Here is a 19,918-nt window from a genome sequence, read left to right as displayed (position 1 = left end):
GTGGGTCCAGCGATCGCGGCGATGGCTACCCATTCGATCCCGCGATAAGGGCCGCCGGGCCACTCCTGGCCCGGAGCGGCTTCCCCGATCTGGATGTCGATGTCGCGGATGCCCGACCATGCTTCGGCCTTCTCTACCGGTCGTGGCGGGGCAACCGGTGCTGTGGTCACCATCCGCGGGTGTTGGAGTGGCCGACGCTGCCGGGCAGGTGCTCAAATTCCTGATTGCCGCGCTGATACAGCCCCACGATGTGTGCCACGACAACCGCCAAGGCGACACCGCCTGCGATTGCCGACAATCCGGCGCCGGTGCCACGCTTCCAGTGGTCTCTCATGCCGCGCACGATGCCGCTGCCCAAGAAGTATGTGCCGCCGACGGCCACGATGATGTAGAGGACCTCGTGGCTCATGTTGATGACCCCGGCCCCAGCAGCCATGTTGATGGTGTGGCTAGCCAGGACGGGCATGGAATACGAACCGATCACGGTGATTACCTCTTTCTCTGAATCCTCAGTGACGTCTAGTTCCGCGGGGCCACCGTCGTGGGAACCGGGGTCGGTGTGGCATCGGCCAACACCGGGATGGCGTCGATCTGGGCGACAAACCAGGTGCCGCCCACCGATCGCAACGTCAGTGAGTACGACAGCGACACCAGCGTGTAGTCCGGTCTGCGCGCCGACACATCAATGTGCGCCGCTAATTCGCTGTTATCCGTCGGCGCATCAGGGGGATTGGTGTCGACCTGGGCGGCAGTCACCGAGGCAGACGAGTACGACGCCACGGGCGTGATGCCTGAGTCGGTGGTGATAAACCGTTCCAGGCCGCCCGAGGTGGTAAGAAACGCTGCGGCAAACCCAGACAGCATTGTGAAAAGCGGGCTGTTGGCGGCGATCGTCACTGAATAGCCCAGGGGCACAATAGCGCCCGGCGGCGGCGGATCCACCCTGCTGATGCGATCGAGAGCCTGCATGCCCTTATCCCGGTACACCGCGACTGGTAGTTGGTAGAAGGCCGTCGTCGGGGGCGCTGAAGGGTAGGGCTGTTCGTCGATCTGCACCTTGACGCTGTAAAGGACCATGTCGTTGGAGGCGTCCTTGCGCTTTGATGCCCACGCCGTGGGATTGGACACCGTCATCGATGAGGTGGTGGGCAATTCGTACTTTTGTCCGTCGGGAAAGCACCGCGTGAGATTGCTGGCGCCCGAGGCGGTTCCAACGAGAAGGCCCCGTACGCAATTGACGGCGAACGCCTTCACCGGGTCGGTTTCGTTGATCACCTCGCGAGCCACGGCCGCCACGGGCGGCGGCTCGGGAGGAAACGCGAACCGCCACAGCAACGCGATCCCGTTGATCGACGAGCTCGCCACGAGAATCACCAGGGTCACCCGCCCGGCGCCGTGGCCCAACACCGTGAGGCGCTGCTTCCATACGTTGCTGATCTTCATGTCGTCCTTAAGTCGCCTTGTGTCCAATGACTTTGATGCTGGACACCGCGAACGTTCCGTCGCTGGGATCGGTGTCGTGGCCTGATCCGAAACCCGACGGGTCCGGCCCGCTCGGCGGTTGCGGGCCGTTGACCGGCGCGGGTCCGCCCAGGATGCCGCCGAACGGTCCACCGTCTTGCGCCGTCGCGGTGGGCTGAGGAGCTGCCACCGGGCGGCTGGTTTGGCGAATGATCACCGTGATCTTCGAGGCGCTGATCCCCGGAATCGGTTTGACCGCTTCGCCGTGGATGTTGCCGGTGTCCTGGTCTACGACCGTGTGCGCAGTGTCATTGAACTGCCATTGCACCAACGTGACGACGCGGTGCTGCAGCCATGGGTCAGCGCCAGAGCCCTGCGCCGGCGAGGTATCCCCCGGCACAATACTGACCGCAGTGATCACATAAGCGCGTTCGATGCCAGCCGGGCCGAGGGTGATGTAGAGCGGTTGACCGTCGGTGTGCCGCACGCAAATCCACGGCGACGGCTTATCAGGGTCGGCGATCGATTTGGCTGAGGTGGAGGCGCCGGCCGGGCAGTCAGCTGAGGCGGTAAACGGCAGCGGGTGATCACCACCCTCGCCAGCCGCTGGCGTGGGCGCTGCCACCACAGTCGGTGCGACACTGGATTTGACGACGTGTGGGCGCGGACTCGGCGATGGGCTATCCGGACCAGACAGTGTGACGCCCAGGGTGGTAACCACCGTCGCCAGCACGACCACCGCGGCGAAGGCGCCGAGCACCCAGGGTGTGTATCGGCGCGGGCGGCGTTGCTTGTCCCCCTCGCCAACAACGTCGGCACCGCCGCCGTGCTGCTCGACTCCGGTGCCCTCGTCGCCCCCGTCGCCCTCAACATCCAAGGCGCCAGCGGGGTCGGCGGCATGGTGATCCTCAGCAAGTGCCGCAGTGGCGCCGACGCGGGCGATGCCGTCATCGGGATCGACAGGCTCCCCACCGCTGTCCTGAGCTGAGACGCTGTCGTGGTCCTCGTCGAGCCGGTCGTCCTCGGTCTGGGCATCCGCGTCCAGATCCACCCCGATCTGGCGCAGCCATTGCTGGTCAGAAACCGAGCTCACGGCCGCCGCCGCCCCGAACGGTGCCCCGCCGTCCGGCGGGAGGCGAACTTGCGTCGGTGATGGTAGGTGGCCGGCAACCGGTGCACCCGCGGCAAGACGTTCGCCGAGACATTGACATAGCCGTCATCACGGTCAGCAACCAACCCTGTGTCCTCACCGCGCACCACATACATCCGTTGGCGGTGGGCGATCACCGGCGGCAGCAGTGCCTGGGGCGCCGCCTGCGCTGCCGGTTGAGCAACGGGCTGGCTCCACACCTGCACCAGACGCTGGTCCTCAGCGGCACGGCGGGCGCGGTGGGCACGTATCAGCTTGAACGCCGTCCACAGGCACGCCGCCGCGACCAGCAGCGGCGCCAGTCTGACGAGCAATTCAACGATCGCCAACGTGATCGCGACGAGGACGGTCATCAGCGTTGCGACCGCCGCCACAAGCCCCTTCATCGCGGTGTCCCTTCGTCGTCTCGGCGCCGCTAGAGAAGTGGCGCCTATGCACGCAACCGTAGGCGGTAATAAGCGATTCTGTCCACACTGTTAGACGACAATGGTTGCGTTTAGGTAGTTTCATGCGCGTGAATACACCAAAAGACGGGCCTGCGCGGCTCGATCATTTCGTCTCCGAGCGGCTGGCGGTCCTGCACATGTCCCGGGCTGAACTGGCTCGCCGGGGCGGACCCAACCGCTCGACGCTGCACAAGTCCAGCAACGGCTCTCGCACCATGTCGTTGGCCACACTGGCCCGCCTTGATGAAGCCCTGGGTTGGGCACACGGCTCATCGCGGACGATCCTTGAAGGCGGGCTACCTGCCACCCCACCGCCGCAAGACACCCACGTACGCACGGTGTTGCACGCGGTGGAAGACCTCGTCGAGCAGTGCCACTCGATCTTGGCCGACGCCCGTCAGTTACTCACCGAACTGCTGACAGCACGCGAACCGGCCGAGCATGCCCGCTGACATCTTCGACGATCAACGCCGAGCCTGGATCGCGGCTCACGCGGGGATCTTTGTCTTCCAGAAGCGCCGCGCGGAACTACTGGCCAAAAAGATCCGCGCTCGCACGCGAAGCCACGTCGGTGCCCGGCCTGACCCGCACGACGACGTGGTCGCCCCGCCGCTACCGATGCGCTCCGCCAGCTTAGCCAGCGGGTCCCTGGAAGCCGCGCTGGTCTTAAGCTGCGCAGCGATCGCCCCGCTTGGGTGGGTGGTGGGCAAGCTCTCCTATCTCCTGATCGTCAGGCTCATCCCGGAGCGGCTCCGTGCCTATCCGAGACCGGCGCTGCTGTGGGGAGCCGCGCTGGCAGCGCTGCCGCTGCCGTTTTATGACCCGTCCGCCGGTTTGTGCAGCCAGGTGTTGGTCCCCTGGCTTCTGGTCCAACTACCTGCAACCCTGGTCACGGCCGCGCTCTACGGTGTCCTCGAAGGCTGGCTAGCCGTCGAAGGTTCCAGCCACTGGTGGCCACTGACGCCCGAAGCGGTTGAAGTTGACGACGACCTGATCTTGGGGTCAATGCTGCCCATGCCCACGGTCTTAGATCCATCCCCCGAACCCGAGCCCGCCCGCCGTGTCCCGCCCTCACTGCATGTGCGCCGGCACACCCCGCCACCGATCCACTGGGGACCGATCCTCGGCGGGGCCGCGGTCGTCTCGGCGATCGCGATCTGGTGCCTGATCTGCGCGACCAGCGCCCTGCTAGGTTCTGCCGACCAGCACTTGGACCAACCGAGCTCACAGACGTTGTCCTTCCCTGCGCTCCACATATCGCCTGACCACCGATGAGCCCCGAGGGGGCCGGTCGCTTTAGCGGCCGGGGGAATCGGGGCGTAGGTGAACAGCGTGGTCAGGCGAGTTTGTCGGTCCCGTCTCGTAAGGTTCGCGGTATGTCGGGTCAGCGGTTTCGTCGCACGCCGGGAGGCGTGTGCTCGCTGGGCCTACATTTGGTGTGGTGCCCGAAGTACCGGCGTCGGGTGTTGGGTGGGCGGGTCGCCCGCCGCCTGGACGAGCTGATCGAGCAGATCGCCGCCGAGCACGGCTGGCAGATCGTCGCTCATGAGGTGATGCCCGATCACGTGCATCTGTTCGTGCGGGTCGGCCCGGCCGACGCCCCGGCGGTGGTGGTGCGCGCGTTCAAAGGCCGCACCGCGCGAGTGCTGCGCCAGGAGTTCCCGCACCTGCGGAATTTCACGAAGGTGCTGTGGTCACCGGCGTACTTCGCCGCGTCGGTCGGCTACGTGTCGGAGACGACGGTGCGCCGCTACATCGAGCACCAGTGGGATGCGGTGCTGGCGTCGTGAGTCAACAAGTCAAGATCACCCGCGCCTGTCTGCACGGCAGTGCGGTGTACCTCGGCGATGTCACCGGGGCGGATGGCACAGCGGCGCCGGTCTGGTCAGCCAACCCGGATGAGGTGTTGGGCTGGCTGTGCGATGGGTTCCGGTTCCGGTTCAACCAGCGCCGCTCGACCCGCTGCCGTTACTTGACGTGCCAAGACCGTGATGGTGATCGGGTGATGGTGATCGATCCGGCTGGCCAGCCGGTGCTGATGCCGATCGGGCGCACCGTCACCGACATCACCGATGCTCAGGCTCGCCGGCAACATAGTTTCTTGGCGGCGATGCCCGGCTACGTGTTGGAAGCGACGCTGAAAACCGAAGCGAACGACTGGTTCTCGGCGGGAAAACGCCGCAAGACGAACACGGCTGCGGGCCGGCGGCCCGGCTCGATGCCCGGATTCCGCCGCAGGGATTCCGATGCGCGGTTTGTGTGCTGGTTCAACGGTGGCCGCAACGCTGTCTTCACCAAGACCGGGCGGCGCTCCGCTGTGGTGACGATCAGCGGGGCCAATCCGAGAACGCACCGCGCACCAAGGCGTGCAGCCGACGGAAAGCCGCACAAACTGGGCTGGAAGATCACGCTGCACGTCAGGTTGTCGCAACCGATCCGCGCGTACACGTCGGTGCGAGTGAACTGGACGCGCCGGGAGTTGGTGTTCGTCAACGAACCGCTGCCCGTGACGGGCAAGGTCAACACCGGTGAGGTGGTCGGTATCGATCGGGGTGTGGCGCACACCGCCGCTGATGACCGCGGTCGTTTCTACGATGCCCCCGAGACCGCTGGTTTGGATAGGCAACGCAAGTTTCATCAACGCCGGATGGCCAAATCCAGGGTGATCGCGGCCCGTGAGGGACGTCGGTACTCCGGCAGCCGCCGCTATCAGGCACACAAGACCGCCGCCGCCAACCTGGCGGCGCGTCAAGCGCGGGTCAGGGACGATTTCGCGCACAAACTCAGCACCCAGTTGGTGCGTGAGCACGACTTCATCGGGATCGAAGCCCTGCACCTGGACCGCATGACCCGCCGGCGCAAGGGAATTGGAGCAGCGGCCAAACGCGCTCTGAACCGGGTGCTGCAGAACGCCGCGCTAGCGCGGCTGGCCAAACACATCGAGTACAAGTCCAAATTGGCCGGTGTCACCGTGGTTGAGGTGCCGGCTGCCTACACCAGTCAGCGTTGCCATCAGTGCAGGCACACAGCACCGGAGAACCGCGAAAGCCAAGCGGTGTTCCGGTGCACAGCGTGTTCCTGGACGGGCAACGCTGATACCAACGCTGCGGTGAATGTGCGTGAGGAAGCCCTCACCCGCTGGGCGGCGGCGCAAACCGAACAACTGGCTGGGACATCCGCGCAAGCGGGCAGCACCGCTGTCAGCCAGGCGGGGAGCAAGAATAAGACCGACCCCCACACGGGTTCGGCCCCTGGGCCGGCGGCATCTGCGATGAACCGCAAACCACCCACCGCCGCCTAACGGCCAAGGGAATCCACCGCTTTCAAGCGGTGGAGGATGTCAACCGCGTTCATAGGCCGCAACACCGAACCCTGTACCTGGGTGTAGGCAGCGCTAACGCGGATCGACACGTCTTAACGCTACCTTACGCTACTCTTATATTGCTTAATATTGGTGTACGTTCACTCGTCATTCCCGGTTCGACCAATCTGAAGAACTGACACGCGCTTGAGACGAACAGCAGATGACATGTAGTGAGACAACAGCCATCTCGCCAGGACAGAGGCAGGCGGTATGACATCGGAAGCGAGAATCGACACTGGGCCAGCCGCAGTCGATTCGCTACTGCGCCTTCTTAATTCGCCGTTGCACCGCTTGGTCGAATAGGGCCAGGAACTCCGTCCAGTCAGGGATATGCAAGCGCTCGCCCGCGGTCCCCCGCTGCAGAAGCTGGGCTTCCTCTCGGGATTGGGGAAGCAGCTCTTGCCAACCGATGACTTGGCCGAACTGTGAGGATTGTCCTCGGCTGCCGCCAGTAGGCTCGTAGGCCTCGGTGCGCCGGGTGGTCTCGCCCAGCCAGTGCGACGCCTGTTCGAGTAAGTGACGCTCGTGAGCCCCGTACATGATCAGCGTGCCCGGGAACATATCCCGGAGCGCATCAGCATATTTGGGCCCGAATACCACATCGAAATGTGACGACGCCTGCACAGTCGCCAAGATGTTGACGCCCAGTCCCGCTGACTCTCCGACATAGGTCAACAGATCCGGCAGCGGGCACGAGTTGCACACCTCGTCAAGTTCGAGCAGCAGCCGATGAGTCAGTTGATGGTTAGCCATCTTGCGGCGGAAATGCCGGACAATGGAGTCGATCAGCGCCACCGCAGCGCCCGCGACCGAGCCAGTGTTTGGTGCGATGACAAACAGCGTCGCATCTGGCTCGTCAAGCATGCGGACGTCAAAGGATTCCACACTGATGCGCTCGACCGCACTCAAGTGCGACGCGCCCTCATCGGCGCTCAATCCCAAACGCAGCCAGGGTGTTACGGCCTTTGACACCGTGATCTTGATGCTGTCACGCAGGCGGGAATCCATTCCCGCGATCACGGCATATAGCGGGGCTGCGAGCTTGGGTTGTTCGCATAGCCCGTAGGCGGTCAACCATGACGGCCGCCCCAGCTGCGGGATAGGACGCCCATCGTCCCCGCCGGCGTCATCGACGCCGAAGTCCTGCACGGCGTCGAGCACCCACGGCATTCCCAGGCCGTTGCCCAACGGGCTGGCCGCGTAGAGCAGACACGCCAATGGGGGTGCCGCCTGGCTTTCCCAAAGGCCGCCTGCGGCAACCGCATTACCACTCGCCCCGCTAAAACCCACACCCGAGGTCGCCAGCATCGTCTCGGCGACCGTCAGCGCCTCGTGGGCGCTGGTGATGGTGCGGGTCGGGTCCGAAACCATGCGCCGCACCCCGGCCGGCCACACCTCGGTATGCTCCGGGCGCAGATCGATCACACCGGTGACACCCGTGCTGCGCCGCGTCAACACCAGCTCAGCTAGGTCAGGTTTGGACGACACCAACACCGCGGGCCCAGGATGTAGGAGCGCCGCGGGGGCCAGAATCCGGCGTGTTTTGCCGGTACGCGTTGGCGCGCTGACCAAAATGTGTGGTGCGGTCGCCGCGCGCGCCGCCACGTTTCGCTTGTTGTAGGTCAGTCCGCAGTACGGCGTGTACGGTTCCTTGTCCACGAGCCCATCATCGGCGCCGCTGCCCTCAAACGTCTAGCAAAACAGCAACATTGGCTACCGCCAGTTTCGAGGGGTGTGCCGGCAGCTAGACCGCCGCACGGGAGTGCAGCGCCGTTGCGAGAATGCGGTTGACCGTCGTGTGATGCAACTTCAGTTCGTCGGAAATCTCGCCGGGCCGTTGCCCGGCGGCGTGGAGGCGTATCACGGCTTCGATGACTTCTGGTGGCTGCTTGGTTCGTTTCGACGCCACCACGGTGCGTACGGCCCGATCATGTGGGTCGCGTGCGGCTGCCGCGGTGACGGGTTCGGGTTTCGGGCCCACGGGCAGCGATTGCGTCACCTCGTGCGGTTGCTTGGCGCTGTCTAGCTTGGTCGCTGAAGCGGCCCTGACCGGCAGCGGTGTCGCCGGCGGCGCCAGGTCCACGCTCTGATGGTCATGGTCATCATCGACATCGTTGTCATGGACACCCGCCGTCGGTGCCTGTGCGGTGCTGTGGTGGAGGCGGGTCAGGGCTACCAGCGCGACGGTGGCCTGGGCGGTGGTGACGTCGATAATCAGCGGCCACAGCCACGCCAGGCTTGGGCGGATGCCGCAGCGAATCGCGAGGCTGCACAACGCATCAAAGGACAGGCGGAACGCGCCGGCGCCCAGCAGCAGCGTCATGATGAGAGCCGCCCAGAACGTCAGATTGGGGCGACGGTGAACCTTGATCAGCAGCGAGAGCCCTTCGGTGGATCCGAGCAACACCAGCGGCGGTGCGGTGGCTACCGCGGCCGCCAGCGCCGGTGCGACATGCTCGGCCTGCACGATCGCGTGCAACGCGTTCCCCGTGATGGAGGCTGCGCTCGCTCCGATCAGTACCACCCAGAAGAACCGCACCGCGCGTCGGTGAGTTCGCGCATCGGTGTCGAACAGATCATCACCCGCGCTGTCGCAAGCCATACCCGCCATCGTGCACGCCGGTCCATCGATTCGTCTACCAAGACAAGCCACTTCGGCGCGATGAATTCAGCGGAGGTAGGCGTCTTCGTTGCGGAAGGTCATTGGCCGCAAGACGGTGCGAAATCGTTGTGTTTTCACGGTGATTCGTTCGCCGCGTTGTTCGATGCGGATGTCGGGTGCAGCGCTGGCGGGCACATCGCCGACCGTGATGGAGGTCCGCGCGGGCGGGTAGCTGTTTGCTCGTCCGTTGTGTATCACCATGGTTGGGGGGCGAGGCGGCTGGGCGGTCAAGTCACGCGTTGTCCAGATCCGCGGGGATGCCGACGCCATGGTCCAGCGTCCCGTGGGGTCATAGACGGCGACCTGTTCGCCCGCCGCGGCGGCCCGGCGAATAAGCCGGCGGACCTCCTGGTCGTCATCGGCGTGCAAAGCGATTCGGGTGGGGGCCGCGGGATCTGACATCGGCATCAGCAAGATGGCGTCACGCCATTGTCCAAGCAGAACACCGGATGCGCCGGCGACGACGGCAGTGTCCAATTCAGCGGTGACCGGCGTGGAGGGCAAGCTGAGCCGCTGGCGGCCCGGCACGGTCAACGCGACCGCTTCCCATTGTCGGCCCGCCATCGGGTTGAGCACCAATCGCGGTGAGGTGGCCAGTGGTTGCACGGTGGTCAGCCGAACCAGGGCCGACGCCTGCACGCCCGTGGGCTCGCTGCGCAACGCGATCACCAGGGTGGTGTGATCGCTTTGGTAGGCCCACACATCGTCGAGTTCAGCAGAGCGCACGTCTTGGGCGCTGAAGAAATACGCTGTCACATAGGCTTTCCCGCCGCGCTGCAGATTGGTCCAGCGGTCCTGATAGGAAGCTGTTGCGTTCTCGGGACCACCCAGGCTGGCCATTATCGCGTCGTTCATCTGCGCGGCAGTCAAAAGCCGTGCGCGGCAGTTCGTTTGGTTGAGGGCTCTGGTGATGCGCTGCGACGCGGCCACTGCCGCGGCGATAGTGTCACGCCGCCACAGCAATCCCGGCACTACGCGCTCACTGCGCGTATCGAAACGGACCACCAGCGTCACGCTGCGCTGTCCGGCCGCCGGCAGGCCCCGCAGGGCGGCTTCGTACAGCTCGGCATAGTTGTCTCTGGCGGTGCGGCTGCCTTCGCACACGATGTCGACGTCGACGCTTAATCCGCAGCGCTGCATCTCTTGTGCGATCACGCTAATCGGCACGGTATTGGGCGTTTTGGTGTGGTCGGCGTGCAACAGGGTCGGGATGTAGGGCTTGCCCAGGACCGAAATCATCGTGCACACGGTATGGCCGTCGATCACGACACCGATCGTGTGTTCGTTGAGCGTGACGTCGACCGGTTCAGGCAGGCGAAGCTTACGCTCCCGGTGGCGCGTCCAGTTGATCAGTCGCCCCACCCACTGCCAGACCGTGCGTCCACGCAGGGTCAGCACACAGAGCAACAGGCCCAGCACTGCGGCGCTGGCCATCGCGACCGGCCACGATATCAGCGTGGTGCTCAGCGCCAGCGCCACCGCAGCCGCGACGAGTTCCCCGGTGATGACAGCGCGAGAATTGAGACGAGCCGAGGCAAACCGTTGGCGCATCAGATCTGCTCCCTACGACGTGCGACCGTGACGCCGATAGCCACCGCCAGGACGCCGGTGACGGCCACGCCGGTGATGGCCATCGCGACCCAGCCCGGGTGCGGGTCGCGTGGCGCAGGCGGGGGCGGCACCTTGAGCTGGGCGCGCTGCACTCCGGGGGCAAACGTGTCTCCTGGTGGCACATCCCAGGTCAACGCGGCGACCGGATCCACCGTGCCGTAACCCACCACGTTGTCACGCCCACCGGCGGGTGGGTGCGCGGTGGCCTCTAATCGGTGGATCACCTGATGTGCGGTCAGGTTGGGGAACTTCGCGCGCACCAACGCCGCGACGCCCCCGACGAACGCCGAGCTGAACGAGCTCCCCGCGATCGGGTGCAGCTTCTCGTCATCGACTGAGCCGTTGATCACTTGTCCGCTGGTCGAAAGGCCCACGATGTCGGCGCCCGGTGCGGCCAGTCCCACCCAAGGGCCGTGCACGGAGGCGCTGTCGCCGCCGGCGGGAACACCGGTCGAATCGGTGGCTGACACGGCCAACACGTAATCGCTGAACCACGCCGGGGTGGCGATGGTTTTGACCGAGGCCCAGCCGCGCGTGGGGTCACCCGGTAGTGGGTCGGGATTTTGTACGTTGCAGCCCTGGGCATGAACGTTGCCCGCGGCGGTCACGATCACGACGTCGCGGTCGACCGCGGCGTAGCGGACCGCGGCTGCCAAGGCGCTTTGATCCTGCGGCTTGGTTGTCGAGATGCACGAGACCACACTGATGTTGATCACTTTGACGCCCAGATTAGCGGCGTGCACGATCGCGCGGGCCAACGAGTTGATATCACCGGCGCGGCGAATGTCCTCAGGATTGTCGGACACTCCGGGGTCGAGGAGGCCGAACGTTTGCGCTGTCTGGCGGATCGAGATGAGCATCGCGTCCGGAGCCACGCCGATCAGCCCATCGGGACCGCCACCAGGGGGCGGTTCGAGCGGCGCTGACCCGCGATCCTGGCCAAGGGTGGCCGGAGGCGGAGCCGCCCTACCAAGCCAGGCTGGGTGGTCGTCTGGCGGTGGCGGGGGCGGGGGCGGCGGGGCCACCGTTTGGGTCACCGTGACCGTCGGCGGCGGCGGTGGCGGGGGAATCGGGCGCGGCGGCGGCGCCCCCGCGGGAGGAGCCACAGGCACTGCCCAGGACGGCTGGGGAACCAGAGCTGCCCCCGAGGGCGCGGCCCCAATCAGTGAGGCCACCACGGTCCCGTGGCCATCGCAATCAGACAGACCGTCACCAAACTGGCCCATCACGAAGTCCCCCCCGGCCACCAAGTGCGGCAGCCGAGGTTGTGCCGCCACGCCGGTATCGATGATCCCCACCAGCACGCCCACACCGGTGGATTCTTTCCAGGCCTGAGGCATGTTCATCAATTGCAGCGGTGCGGGCAGCTCGCGCAAATCACTGCCCGGCAGCACCCCGGTGGTGGTGCAGGCCGCGATTTGGTGCATTGGCTGATCCGGGGCGGGCGCGGGATCAGGCGGCGGTGGGCCAGGAGGCACTACCGGGGGATCGATCGCGCCGGCCACGCCGCCGGACACGGCAATCAGGGCGGCGGCCAGTCCCACCGCGCCCAGGCTGCTCGCGGCTTTCCTCATGATCCGTGCACCGCATTCCGTACCACCCACAGCAGGTTGAGCAGCCAAATCGCCCATGGCACAACAAAAATCAGGAGGACGTATTCACTGACCTCGACGGCGCGGTTCACCGGCGCGCTGATGCGCGCTTTGGGCACCACCAGCACCCCGAGCAGCACCATCCCGGCCAACGTCAGTGCCGCGGCAACGCAGATCAATGTCACGACCGGCGACGCCGGATTCGGCGCGCTGGCGTATCGCCCAATCACCACTGCTACCGCAACGACGGCACCCACGGCCAGCGTGACGGACTGATTGCGATCGACGAACGAGCGTGACCTGAGCAGAAATATGGCGCAAATTCCCAACGTGAACGCCAAATAGCGCCATCCGCCGCCTATTTCGGGCATCACTGCATACCGTGCGGCCACGACCAGCACCACAGCGCTGCCCACCAGCAGCCCCGTCACGATAGTGGTGCCGCGCCGAGCCCACGTCGCGATCTGTTCCACAGATTCATTACCTGGCCGCTCCACCGGCGACACGGTGTTGAGGGCAGCGCCTTCTCGGGTCTCAAAGACCCCGCGGTTGGTCACCGACGGAAACCACGGCCCGGGCACACCGGCTCCCATGACTCCGATGCTGGTCGCAAACGTCACCAGCACCAGATCCAGGACCAGAAAGACCACCGCCACATGCGCTGGCAGCACTCGCCAGCCGCTGGCATGAATTACTGCCACCGCGCCCGCAGACAAGCCGATCACGGTCATCCCCGCGCACACACCCAGATAGCGGCCAGTGAGCATCGTCAGCGCCGCGACGCCGGCCAACACGGTGGCCGTCGCGGCCACCACATGCCAGCCCCCGGGCGGGCCGGGCACCGACATCGCCGCCCCCGCGACGGCAGACACGAGCGCCGACCACACCAAGAAGTCTGCTGAGTGGCGTCTTTGCTCATCGCGGGCCCGCGCCGCCGCCCTGGCCGACACCAAGAACACGGCGGCTAAGCCCCACGACACCGCGGCGGGCAGCCAGCCGTGCTGTTGCCACCACAGCTGGGCCAACATCAGCTCCGCCCACGCCACCAACGCCGCGAACAGCCCCCCGGCGACGCGGCGTGCCGCCGTGATGTTCACCGTGGAGAACTGTTCGCGGGCGGAACGAGCCAGCGCCGTCGACACCTCCTCGATCACGGGCGCGAAGCGCTCAGTGGCCTCGAGAGGCAACAAGCACAGCAAGTCGCCGTCGTAGACACGGCTGTCATCCAGGGATCGTTGGGGATCGAGCCCGGTGGCATCGGCCCGACACAGTTGATAGGTCAGCGTGTCATCCAGCGGTGCTCGGCCGCGGTCTTTGAGGATCGCGTTGACCCGCGGGATGAGGTCCTCGATCACCGCGATCAACGCCACCCCAGCCGGCAGGACGTAATCGATCAGGGTGTCCTCACCGACGAGCAGATGCACCTTGCACAGGCGAGGGACCTCGGTCGCCTGTTGTGCAGGATTTGCCGTAGTCATCGGGCATCAGCCGTCGTGGAAAATCCTGCCGCGAGCGCGGCGGCGGCTTCCAGCACCGCGCGGGCGGTTTTCGGGCGGATCCGGCGGATGTCGAGCTCGCCGGCTGAGGCGATGTGAGGGTCAAACGGGACCTCAATGATGCGATCGGCTTTGACCCAGCTCCCGAAATGCTCACGCAACGTGGCAACCAGCTTCGCTGTCTCCTTGCGATCCTTGCGGTTGCGTGTGGGACGAATGTGGTTGATCACCAACACCGTTCGCGATAGCAACTGGTGATAGCCCTCATCGCGCAGCCACTCGAAGTTGGTGCTCGCCCCTTCGGCGCCGTCGGGCACGGCTGAGGCCACCATCAACACCGCATCGGCGCGCTCGAACACACCCTTCATCACCTCGTGTTCGAGGTCAACGCCGCAGTCAACGAACAGCACGCTGTAGAAGCGTTGTAAAAGCTTATGGCCCTTGACGAATTCCTCAGCGGTCAGTACTTCACCGCGTGCGCCGCCATGGCGGGGGGAAGCAACGACATCAAGACCCACTTTGTTGTGGCCGGTTAAGGCACCGACGTCGGCGTAACGATGCAAGTTGCCGTCCTCGTTGATCGCACGCAGCGACGACGCGCTGGGATCGACACGGACCGCAAGGTTCGCGGCTTGTGCGGGATCGGCATCTACCGCGACCACTTGGTCGTTGCGGTTGCGCTTGAACTCGCTGGCGGTGGCCACCGTGATCGCGGTCTTGCCCGAGCCTCCTTTACCGCCAAGCACAACGACGGTGTAAGTGCCGCGCAGATTGGCGCCGATCGACGCCTTCAAGCCACGCACCGTGCGCTCGTCGCTGGACTCGCCGACGTTGATAAGGCCACCGGAAGCCTTGAGCAGCGCCCTGCGCCATCCCCTCGACGATGCTTCCTTATGGGGAGTGATCAAGTCCGTGGCGCGCAAGTGCTCTCGCAGGGCATCCGAGGACCGCGGGGTACCCACGGCGCGCTGCGCCGGTGGCGGTGTCGCCGCACGCCAACCGCGCTCGGCTGCCGACGGGTAGGGCGACTCGTGCTGGCCGGCAAGTGATGGCCCGACCGGCTGCGGCGCGCCGCCGTGACGCCCTCCGAGCGCAACTTCTGACCCGCCGTGCGGGGGGCGCCCGAAATTGTTTGCGCCGCCGGAATTTTCACCCGGGGTGGCTGGCTGATCGAAGCCGGGCTGTTGTCGCTCCCATGATGGGGTTGACGCAGCGTCCTGGGAATGCGGTGCAAAGGTGCCTTCAGGGGGTGCAAAGCGCGGCGGCTGCCACGCCGGTGGGGCTGGCGGCAGCGGAGGTGCGTCGTGAGGGCGGGGTGCCACAGTGCCCTCCGGCGGGGAAAAGCGCGGGCGCGCATCTTCTCTGGTCGTCGTGTCGTCGATGTCATGAGGACGGCTGGCCTGCGTGGCGTCCGGCGCGGGCTGCGCGTCTGGCGCCGGCGTGGCCGTCAGGTCGTCGAAAAAGTCGCGTTCGTCGCGCCCATGTGGGTTTGTCATGCCGTGTCCCCTCATCACCGAACCGTATCCGAATTTCGCTTAGCCGCACTTCCATTGGCCACAGCGCGACACTAACAACCTCGGTTTTCATCCGTCTACAACGGACACCATATTAGTGCGTATCGAATTTAGGTTCGCCGATGAGTCGGCCAACCACGGCCCGAGGGCAACGTCTCAAGCAGCTCGAGCACAGCCGTGTGAATGGCGTGCTCAGCGCCGGGCAGCAGCGTTGTCCATTGCCTGCCATCAGGACCAACGCTGTTGCTGACAACGACGCGGCCGATGAGGGTGTCGGCGACGGTTACCGCCATCGGTGCCTGCGCTGGCCCGCTGATGGAGAATTCGGCCGCGCCGATCACCGCGCGCGTGGTTCCCCGGTCGGCCACCGCTTCGATCAGCCGCGCCTGGGGCACAGACAGGCCCACCTCAGTGAGGCCGGCGACCAGGTCGATGGCGGGGTTCGCCTGCCAAGCCGCCAGAATGGTATGCAGTACCGCCGCTTCGCTATTGATGCCGTGGAACTGGGCCGGTTCGGCTGGCCCGAGCGTGTCGACGACGGCGTGGGTGATCTCGGCCTCGCCCAGCGGGCTCACTACCACCTCATCGTTGGCGTCTTGACCCGGACGCCACAGTCGCGCGGCAGCCACCCAAGCGTTGTCGCGACGGCACAGCGTGACGACACGCTGCGGGGGGCGTTGGGCATACCACTGGGCCAGCGCTGCAGCGGCCTCAATCGGGTCATCCGGGGCGGTGAAGATCGGTGGTGGGCCTTCGAGGCGGCTGGGGGCCGTCTCGGGGCGTGTGATCGTGACGTCGACCTCGAGGTCGGGACGCCCGAGCACACCGACCCAGGAGGCCACGCTGGGGTCAACTGCACCATCCCGATAGATGCCCGCATCGTGCAGCACTTCCATACCGGGATGGTCGGCGATGGTGGCCTGCACTGCCCCTATCGGCCGAATCTTGAGCAGGGGCGGCAATTGGGCCACACCGCAAAGCGCGGCTGTCAACCACAAGCCTTCCGAAGTGGTCGACAGCCGCGCTGAAACTGCGGTACCGGTCTCGGTCACAAGCCCCGGAAACCGGCCTGCACCGCGTGGTCGGTGCCCAACGCATTCGTCGAGGCGTGCCCAACGGCCTGTCCGTGGCGCTCGATCGTCTGAAAGACCGCCTGGAACGCCTGATCGATCTCGTGCATGCACATCTGGGCAGCATCCGAACCGTGCTGCGTCCAGACTCCGGCCATCTGGTTGATCACGCCCATCGCGCGGCCGCGCAGGTCGTTCATGTGGGCGACCAGCTGCGCCTGTGCCGAGACGTGATCGGCCATCATCGCGTGGTCGTAACGCATTGAATCCATAACCATTCTCCTCTGAAAGTCGTCTTAGATCGGGGTCGGCGCGATTAGGCCTGGATCGAGCCCAACGCGGCGCGGTTCTGGGCGTCCGTCTCGGCGTATTGGTGCGCGGAACGCTTCATCATGTCGATGACGTTTTGGAACCGGGTGTTGACCTGTTGACCGGTCCGGTTGACGTCCTCGGTGGTCGACATGGAGGCCAGCGCGGCGTTCCCGCTGAAACCAGTACCGGTGAGGTTCTGGTTCATGGTGACATAGCGGCCCAAAGCCGCCATCACTTCTTGCTGAATGTTGTGCATTTGACCTGCGCCCGCGAGCATCTGCGCGGTATCGGCGTTCAACGCCATGGCGGTGTATCTCCTTCGCTTGCAAACTGGTTACTGCTGCTTGTTCCGTTCAGTTCAGCAACTACCCCGGGCCCCTGCCGGGATTTATCCTCCCTGCCCGACGTGGACCACGCCCTCAGACGTGAGCACCGGAGCCGCGTGCGCGGATGCCGGCAGCGTGATCGTCTTATCCTGCTCGCCGACGTCGGCGTACTCATTGCCGCGTTGCGAGCGCGCCGTGGACGACATCGGCCCATACATTCCAGGCGCCATGGCACCCCTGGCCGCTGTTGCGCCGCTGCGCAGTCCCGCGGCTGGCTGCTCACCGGCATCAGCGGCGTCAGGCACGTTGGCCCACCAACCACCCGGCACGCCCACCGGGCCGCCGAGCCCGCCAGCAGACGGTTTGGTTAACGCCGCGGCTACCGTGGAGCCGCCGCCGGCGAAGCCGCCATTGGCGCCACTGAGGCCCGACCACGGGGCACTGGCCGCGCTGAGGCCCGGTGGCCCCCCGGCGGGCGGGCCACCGAGGCCGCCGGCCATCCCACCGGTCAGCGCCGACAGCGGACCCATCAGGCCGCTCAATTGGCCCGCGGCACTTTGCGGGAGCTGTCCCACCGACTCCAGGGGTGAGCTCAGCGAACTCATCATCTCGGTCGGCGCTTGCGTGAGCTGGCTGAGCAACGATTGTCCTGGCTGCTCGGCAGGCGGCTGACCGCTTTGCCCCCCCTGCAACAGAGGTGGTTTGGCCTGTGGCGAGTTGCTCGTCAGGCCCTGGGTGGTGCCTGTCGTTGCGGGGACACCTTGACCTGCGGTCGTGCCCGTGGGCGCGGGCTGGGAAACCGGAGCCTGCCCGCTACCAGTGCTCGAACCTGCCGCCTGCACGCCCGCTCCGGTACCGTTGAACACCCCGCTGGACACCCCGGTGGCGACTCCGGTACCGGCGGAGACGGCGCCGCTGCCGGCGCTCATGCCTGTACCCAGGGCCTGCACGCCAACACCAACGCCAGCACTCACCCCGTCGCTAATCAGACCGGTCAGACCGAGCGCAGGGCCCGCCGGGTTGCTCATATCCGGCAACGTCGGCAGCGGAACGCTCAACGCGCTCACCACGGGGGCCATGGCGCCCATGTAGCCGACCATGGCGCCAGCATTCTGGCCCCAATACTCGGCGTACTCGGCGTTGGCCTCGGCGATCGCAGGGGTGTTGAACCCCATAAAATTCGTTGCTTCCAGCGTGGCTTCCCGGACCCGATTGGCCACCACCACTTCATGAGGGATAGTCGCCGACACCGCCGCCGCGTAGGCGGCCAACCCGGTCTGAATGGTGGCCGCCGCGGCCTCTGCATGCATCCCGGCGGTCTGCTGCCAGGCCGCCATCGGCGTGGCACTATCGAGCATCCCTGTTCCGCCTGAGCCTTGGAAAACCGGTGCCGTCACCGCCGCGGTCACCTGCTGCTGCATACCCTGTTCGAAGTGGGTAACCGAAGCAGCGGTGTAGGCGGTGATTTGCGGAATGTGCGCGGTCGGACCTGCGCCCATCCTGGTCAACCGGAAGGCATTAATCTCCGGTGGGATCCCCCAGTACATCAGTGCACCGCCGCACTAGAGCGACAGCAGCGCCTGGCCGACGGCATCCACGGCGGTGTAGGTGGCTGCCGAGGTCGCCACGGTGGCGGCGAACGCCTCACGCTGGGCCACACCCACAGCACCTGCCGCCAAGAACTGCGCGCCGTGCGCGGCGATAGCTTGCGCGAACATGGCCGACACTTCTTCGCCGCCCATCGGCACCACCGCGCCCATGGCCGGTGCCCCAGCAGCTAGGGTGGCGGCCGTGGTCGCTCCGCCCGAGCCTTCCGCTGCCGCCTGCGCTGCGAGCGCGGGTGCTTCAACAAACATCATTGCAATCCAACCCCTGTCCGCATATTCTGTCTGCCCCACCCGATAGAGCCGTATTTCCTGAGACGATAACCGCCGCCAGTGACACCGGCAACCAAACCGGCCACATTCCACCAAAGGCAACACCCCCTGTTGCCTTTGTGGTTACTCGATGGCGGAGCCACCCAGGACGAAGTGAGCCGCCGCGCGCGCACGTTCTTCGATCGTTTTGAGCCGAACAATTGACTGCTCGGCCGCGCACACGGCCGTGCGCGCCTCTTCGGCGATCTCGGTGAGTCGCTGCGCCAGCAGCTGCGCCGAGCGGGTCGCTGGCGGGCGCGGGCCTGGCGTGGGCCGTCCTGCCAACAACGCCGCGCAGGTGCCAGCCTCCCAGCCCAGCGCCGCGCCGATCCTATCCAGCGTGGCCGCACGAGACGGGACCTTGCCGTGGTTGATCAGCAGCGAGATCGTGGGGCGAGCCACCCGCGCCAGCCGCGCCAGGTCATGCTTGGACAGCCCTTGTTCCAGGCGGGCCTGATCGACGCAGTCAGCTAGCAGCCGCGCGGGGTCTACCTCACTCAAGGCGTGCTCGCCGGGAACGCGACCTGCACCGGCGCCACCACCCGGTCGGTGACGTAGAGCCCACGGCCGGGGTCGGCCGGCGCGGCCTTCGTATGGCCGATGATCGGCCCTTCGTCAGGGTCGCCGTCCATCACTACCGCCGGGGCCTTGGTTTTGACCATCTCGGCAATCACCGGATTGGTTTGGGTGCGGCCCCACTGGGCGATTCGGCGCGACACAACCAAGTGCAAGCCGACCTCTTTACCGCGCGGGATGAATCGCGTGACCGGCCCCAAGGGGTATCCCGTACCAGGTACGAACCCGCCGCTATCCCAGCTGGCCAAGGTTTCCTCGCGATCAATGAAGACAAAGATCTCCGGCCCGCTCCAGCGCCGTGTGCCCGCGGCCAACTCTTCTTGACTCTGATCGGTCATCGGCATGCGCTCGGTCAAGATCGCGCCCAGGCTTTCCCCCAACGCGCGGACCTGGTCCTCTCGGAAAACGTAGGCGCCCAGATG

General features: G+C 65.9%; 20 protein-coding genes and 1 pseudogene. 4 read left to right on the top strand and 17 right to left on the bottom strand.

The window, feature by feature from the left end; translation table 11 throughout:
* Positions 1-166: 166 nt before the first annotated feature.
* The 4 genes from AC2VOU_RS01110 to AC2VOU_RS01095 are packed head-to-tail and all read right to left on the bottom strand — an operon-like array spanning position 167 to position 2,997.
* On the bottom strand, positions 167-466 hold the full coding sequence (locus AC2VOU_RS01110; RefSeq protein ID WP_486955691.1) for a hypothetical protein: 300 nt from the start codon (positions 464-466) through the stop codon (positions 167-169).
* A 53-nt stretch (positions 467-519) separates the two neighbouring features.
* Positions 520-1,443: a conjugal transfer protein gene (locus AC2VOU_RS01105; protein ID WP_486955690.1), complete on the bottom strand. Its 924-nt coding sequence runs from the start codon at positions 1,441-1,443 to the stop codon at positions 520-522.
* Positions 1,444-1,450: 7 nt separating this feature from the next.
* Positions 1,451-2,554 (bottom strand): hypothetical protein, encoded by a 1,104-nt coding sequence (locus AC2VOU_RS01100; protein ID WP_486955689.1) that lies wholly within the window; start codon positions 2,552-2,554, stop codon positions 1,451-1,453.
* The gene (locus tag AC2VOU_RS01095; protein ID WP_486955688.1) at positions 2,551-2,997 is read right to left on the bottom strand and encodes a hypothetical protein; all 447 of its coding nucleotides are present in this window, start codon (positions 2,995-2,997) and stop codon (positions 2,551-2,553) included. Before AC2VOU_RS01095 ends, AC2VOU_RS01100 begins: the two co-directional genes overlap by 4 nt.
* A gap of 128 nt (positions 2,998-3,125) precedes the next feature.
* Here AC2VOU_RS01095 and AC2VOU_RS01090 point away from each other — a divergent pair, with 128 nt between their 5' ends.
* The 4 genes from AC2VOU_RS01090 to AC2VOU_RS01075 all read left to right on the top strand — a co-directional run bounded on the left by AC2VOU_RS01090 (position 3,126) and on the right by AC2VOU_RS01075 (position 6,358).
* Positions 3,126-3,509: a helix-turn-helix domain-containing protein gene (locus AC2VOU_RS01090; protein WP_486955687.1), complete on the top strand. Its 384-nt coding sequence runs from the start codon at positions 3,126-3,128 to the stop codon at positions 3,507-3,509.
* Positions 3,499-4,332, top strand: a complete 834-nt coding sequence (locus AC2VOU_RS01085; protein WP_486955686.1) for a hypothetical protein — start codon at positions 3,499-3,501, stop codon at positions 4,330-4,332. The genes AC2VOU_RS01090 and AC2VOU_RS01085 overlap by 11 nt, the downstream gene beginning before the upstream one ends.
* A gap of 101 nt (positions 4,333-4,433) precedes the next feature.
* Positions 4,434-4,847, top strand: coding sequence for an IS200/IS605 family transposase (gene tnpA / locus AC2VOU_RS01080; protein ID WP_486955685.1), 414 nt, complete (start codon positions 4,434-4,436; stop codon positions 4,845-4,847).
* Positions 4,844-6,358, top strand: a complete 1,515-nt coding sequence (locus tag AC2VOU_RS01075) for an RNA-guided endonuclease InsQ/TnpB family protein (protein WP_486955684.1) — start codon at positions 4,844-4,846, stop codon at positions 6,356-6,358. The genes tnpA and AC2VOU_RS01075 overlap by 4 nt, the downstream gene beginning before the upstream one ends.
* A gap of 321 nt (positions 6,359-6,679) precedes the next feature.
* Here the strand turns inward: AC2VOU_RS01075 and AC2VOU_RS01070 are convergent, their stop codons facing one another.
* From AC2VOU_RS01070 to AC2VOU_RS01010, 13 genes and pseudogenes are all read right to left on the bottom strand, one after another.
* Entirely contained in the window at positions 6,680-8,080 is a 1,401-nt protein-coding gene (locus AC2VOU_RS01070) for a type IV secretory system conjugative DNA transfer family protein (protein WP_486955683.1), read from the bottom strand.
* 85 nt (positions 8,081-8,165) lie between these two features.
* Positions 8,166-9,023, bottom strand: coding sequence for a DUF2637 domain-containing protein (locus tag AC2VOU_RS01065; protein WP_486955682.1), 858 nt, complete (start codon positions 9,021-9,023; stop codon positions 8,166-8,168).
* A 66-nt stretch (positions 9,024-9,089) separates the two neighbouring features.
* A complete protein-coding gene (gene eccE / locus AC2VOU_RS01060) occupies positions 9,090-10,634 on the bottom strand; it encodes a type VII secretion protein EccE (RefSeq protein ID WP_486955681.1) in 1,545 nt (514 codons plus the stop codon).
* Positions 10,634-12,268, bottom strand: coding sequence for a S8 family serine peptidase (locus AC2VOU_RS01055; RefSeq protein WP_486955680.1), 1,635 nt, complete (start codon positions 12,266-12,268; stop codon positions 10,634-10,636). Before AC2VOU_RS01055 ends, eccE begins: the two co-directional genes overlap by 1 nt.
* Entirely contained in the window at positions 12,265-13,764 is a 1,500-nt protein-coding gene (gene eccD / locus AC2VOU_RS01050; RefSeq protein WP_486955679.1) for a type VII secretion integral membrane protein EccD, read from the bottom strand. Before eccD ends, AC2VOU_RS01055 begins: the two co-directional genes overlap by 4 nt.
* A complete protein-coding gene (locus AC2VOU_RS01045; protein ID WP_486955678.1) occupies positions 13,761-15,278 on the bottom strand; it encodes a MinD/ParA family ATP-binding protein in 1,518 nt (505 codons plus the stop codon). The genes eccD and AC2VOU_RS01045 overlap by 4 nt, the downstream gene beginning before the upstream one ends.
* A 128-nt stretch (positions 15,279-15,406) precedes the next feature.
* Positions 15,407-16,288 (bottom strand): ESX secretion-associated protein EspG, encoded by an 882-nt coding sequence (locus AC2VOU_RS01040; protein WP_486955677.1) that lies wholly within the window; start codon positions 16,286-16,288, stop codon positions 15,407-15,409.
* Positions 16,289-16,344: 56 nt separating this feature from the next.
* Positions 16,345-16,638 carry a WXG100 family type VII secretion target gene (locus tag AC2VOU_RS01035; protein ID WP_486955676.1) on the bottom strand — a complete coding sequence of 98 codons (294 nt, stop codon included), beginning with the start codon at positions 16,636-16,638 and terminating at the stop codon, positions 16,345-16,347.
* Between the two features lie 44 nt (positions 16,639-16,682).
* Positions 16,683-16,982 carry a WXG100 family type VII secretion target gene (locus tag AC2VOU_RS01030; protein ID WP_486955675.1) on the bottom strand — a complete coding sequence of 100 codons (300 nt, stop codon included), beginning with the start codon at positions 16,980-16,982 and terminating at the stop codon, positions 16,683-16,685.
* 84 nt (positions 16,983-17,066) lie between these two features.
* On the bottom strand, positions 17,067-18,551 hold the full coding sequence (locus AC2VOU_RS01025) for a PPE domain-containing protein (RefSeq protein WP_486955674.1): 1,485 nt from the start codon (positions 18,549-18,551) through the stop codon (positions 17,067-17,069).
* A gap of 15 nt (positions 18,552-18,566) precedes the next feature.
* The gene (locus tag AC2VOU_RS01020; RefSeq protein WP_330981293.1) at positions 18,567-18,863 is read right to left on the bottom strand and encodes a PE domain-containing protein; all 297 of its coding nucleotides are present in this window, start codon (positions 18,861-18,863) and stop codon (positions 18,567-18,569) included.
* Between the two features lie 141 nt (positions 18,864-19,004).
* Positions 19,005-19,421, bottom strand: coding sequence for a helix-turn-helix domain-containing protein (locus tag AC2VOU_RS01015; RefSeq protein ID WP_486955673.1), 417 nt, complete (start codon positions 19,419-19,421; stop codon positions 19,005-19,007).
* Positions 19,418-19,918, bottom strand: a pseudogene (locus AC2VOU_RS01010) (type VII secretion protein EccCa); the annotation flags it as partial. The gene AC2VOU_RS01015 and the pseudogene AC2VOU_RS01010, both read right to left, overlap by 4 nt.

The sequence above is a fragment of the Mycobacterium sp. TH-M25 genome (genome assembly GCF_057473665.1).
The sequence above is the reverse complement of the archived record's forward strand: the minus strand, read 5'-3'. Positions and strand labels throughout refer to the sequence as shown.

Excerpts from the sequence above, each read along its gene's own strand:
- eccE (WP_486955681.1), bottom strand. The coding sequence starts at position 10,634 with ATGCGCCAACGGTTTGCCTCGGCTCGTCTCAATTCTCGCGCTGTCATC.
- AC2VOU_RS01045 (WP_486955678.1), bottom strand. The coding sequence starts at position 15,278 with ATGACAAACCCACATGGGCGCGACGAACGCGACTTTTTCGACGACCTG.
- AC2VOU_RS01105 (WP_486955690.1), bottom strand. The coding sequence starts at position 1,443 with ATGAAGATCAGCAACGTATGGAAGCAGCGCCTCACGGTGTTGGGCCAC.
- AC2VOU_RS01095 (WP_486955688.1), bottom strand. The coding sequence starts at position 2,997 with ATGAAGGGGCTTGTGGCGGCGGTCGCAACGCTGATGACCGTCCTCGTC.
- AC2VOU_RS01085 (WP_486955686.1), top strand. The coding sequence starts at position 3,499 with ATGCCCGCTGACATCTTCGACGATCAACGCCGAGCCTGGATCGCGGCT.
- AC2VOU_RS01110 (WP_486955691.1), bottom strand. The coding sequence starts at position 466 with ATGCCCGTCCTGGCTAGCCACACCATCAACATGGCTGCTGGGGCCGGG.
- AC2VOU_RS01020 (WP_330981293.1), bottom strand. The coding sequence starts at position 18,863 with ATGATGTTTGTTGAAGCACCCGCGCTCGCAGCGCAGGCGGCAGCGGAA.
- AC2VOU_RS01030 (WP_486955675.1), bottom strand. The coding sequence starts at position 16,982 with ATGGCGTTGAACGCCGATACCGCGCAGATGCTCGCGGGCGCAGGTCAA.
- AC2VOU_RS01065 (WP_486955682.1), bottom strand. The coding sequence starts at position 9,023 with ATGGCTTGCGACAGCGCGGGTGATGATCTGTTCGACACCGATGCGCGA.
- AC2VOU_RS01055 (WP_486955680.1), bottom strand. The coding sequence starts at position 12,268 with ATGAGGAAAGCCGCGAGCAGCCTGGGCGCGGTGGGACTGGCCGCCGCC.
- AC2VOU_RS01035 (WP_486955676.1), bottom strand. The coding sequence starts at position 16,638 with ATGGATTCAATGCGTTACGACCACGCGATGATGGCCGATCACGTCTCG.
- tnpA (WP_486955685.1), top strand. The coding sequence starts at position 4,434 with ATGTCGGGTCAGCGGTTTCGTCGCACGCCGGGAGGCGTGTGCTCGCTG.
- eccD (WP_486955679.1), bottom strand. The coding sequence starts at position 13,764 with ATGACTACGGCAAATCCTGCACAACAGGCGACCGAGGTCCCTCGCCTG.
- AC2VOU_RS01025 (WP_486955674.1), bottom strand. The coding sequence starts at position 18,551 with ATGTACTGGGGGATCCCACCGGAGATTAATGCCTTCCGGTTGACCAGG.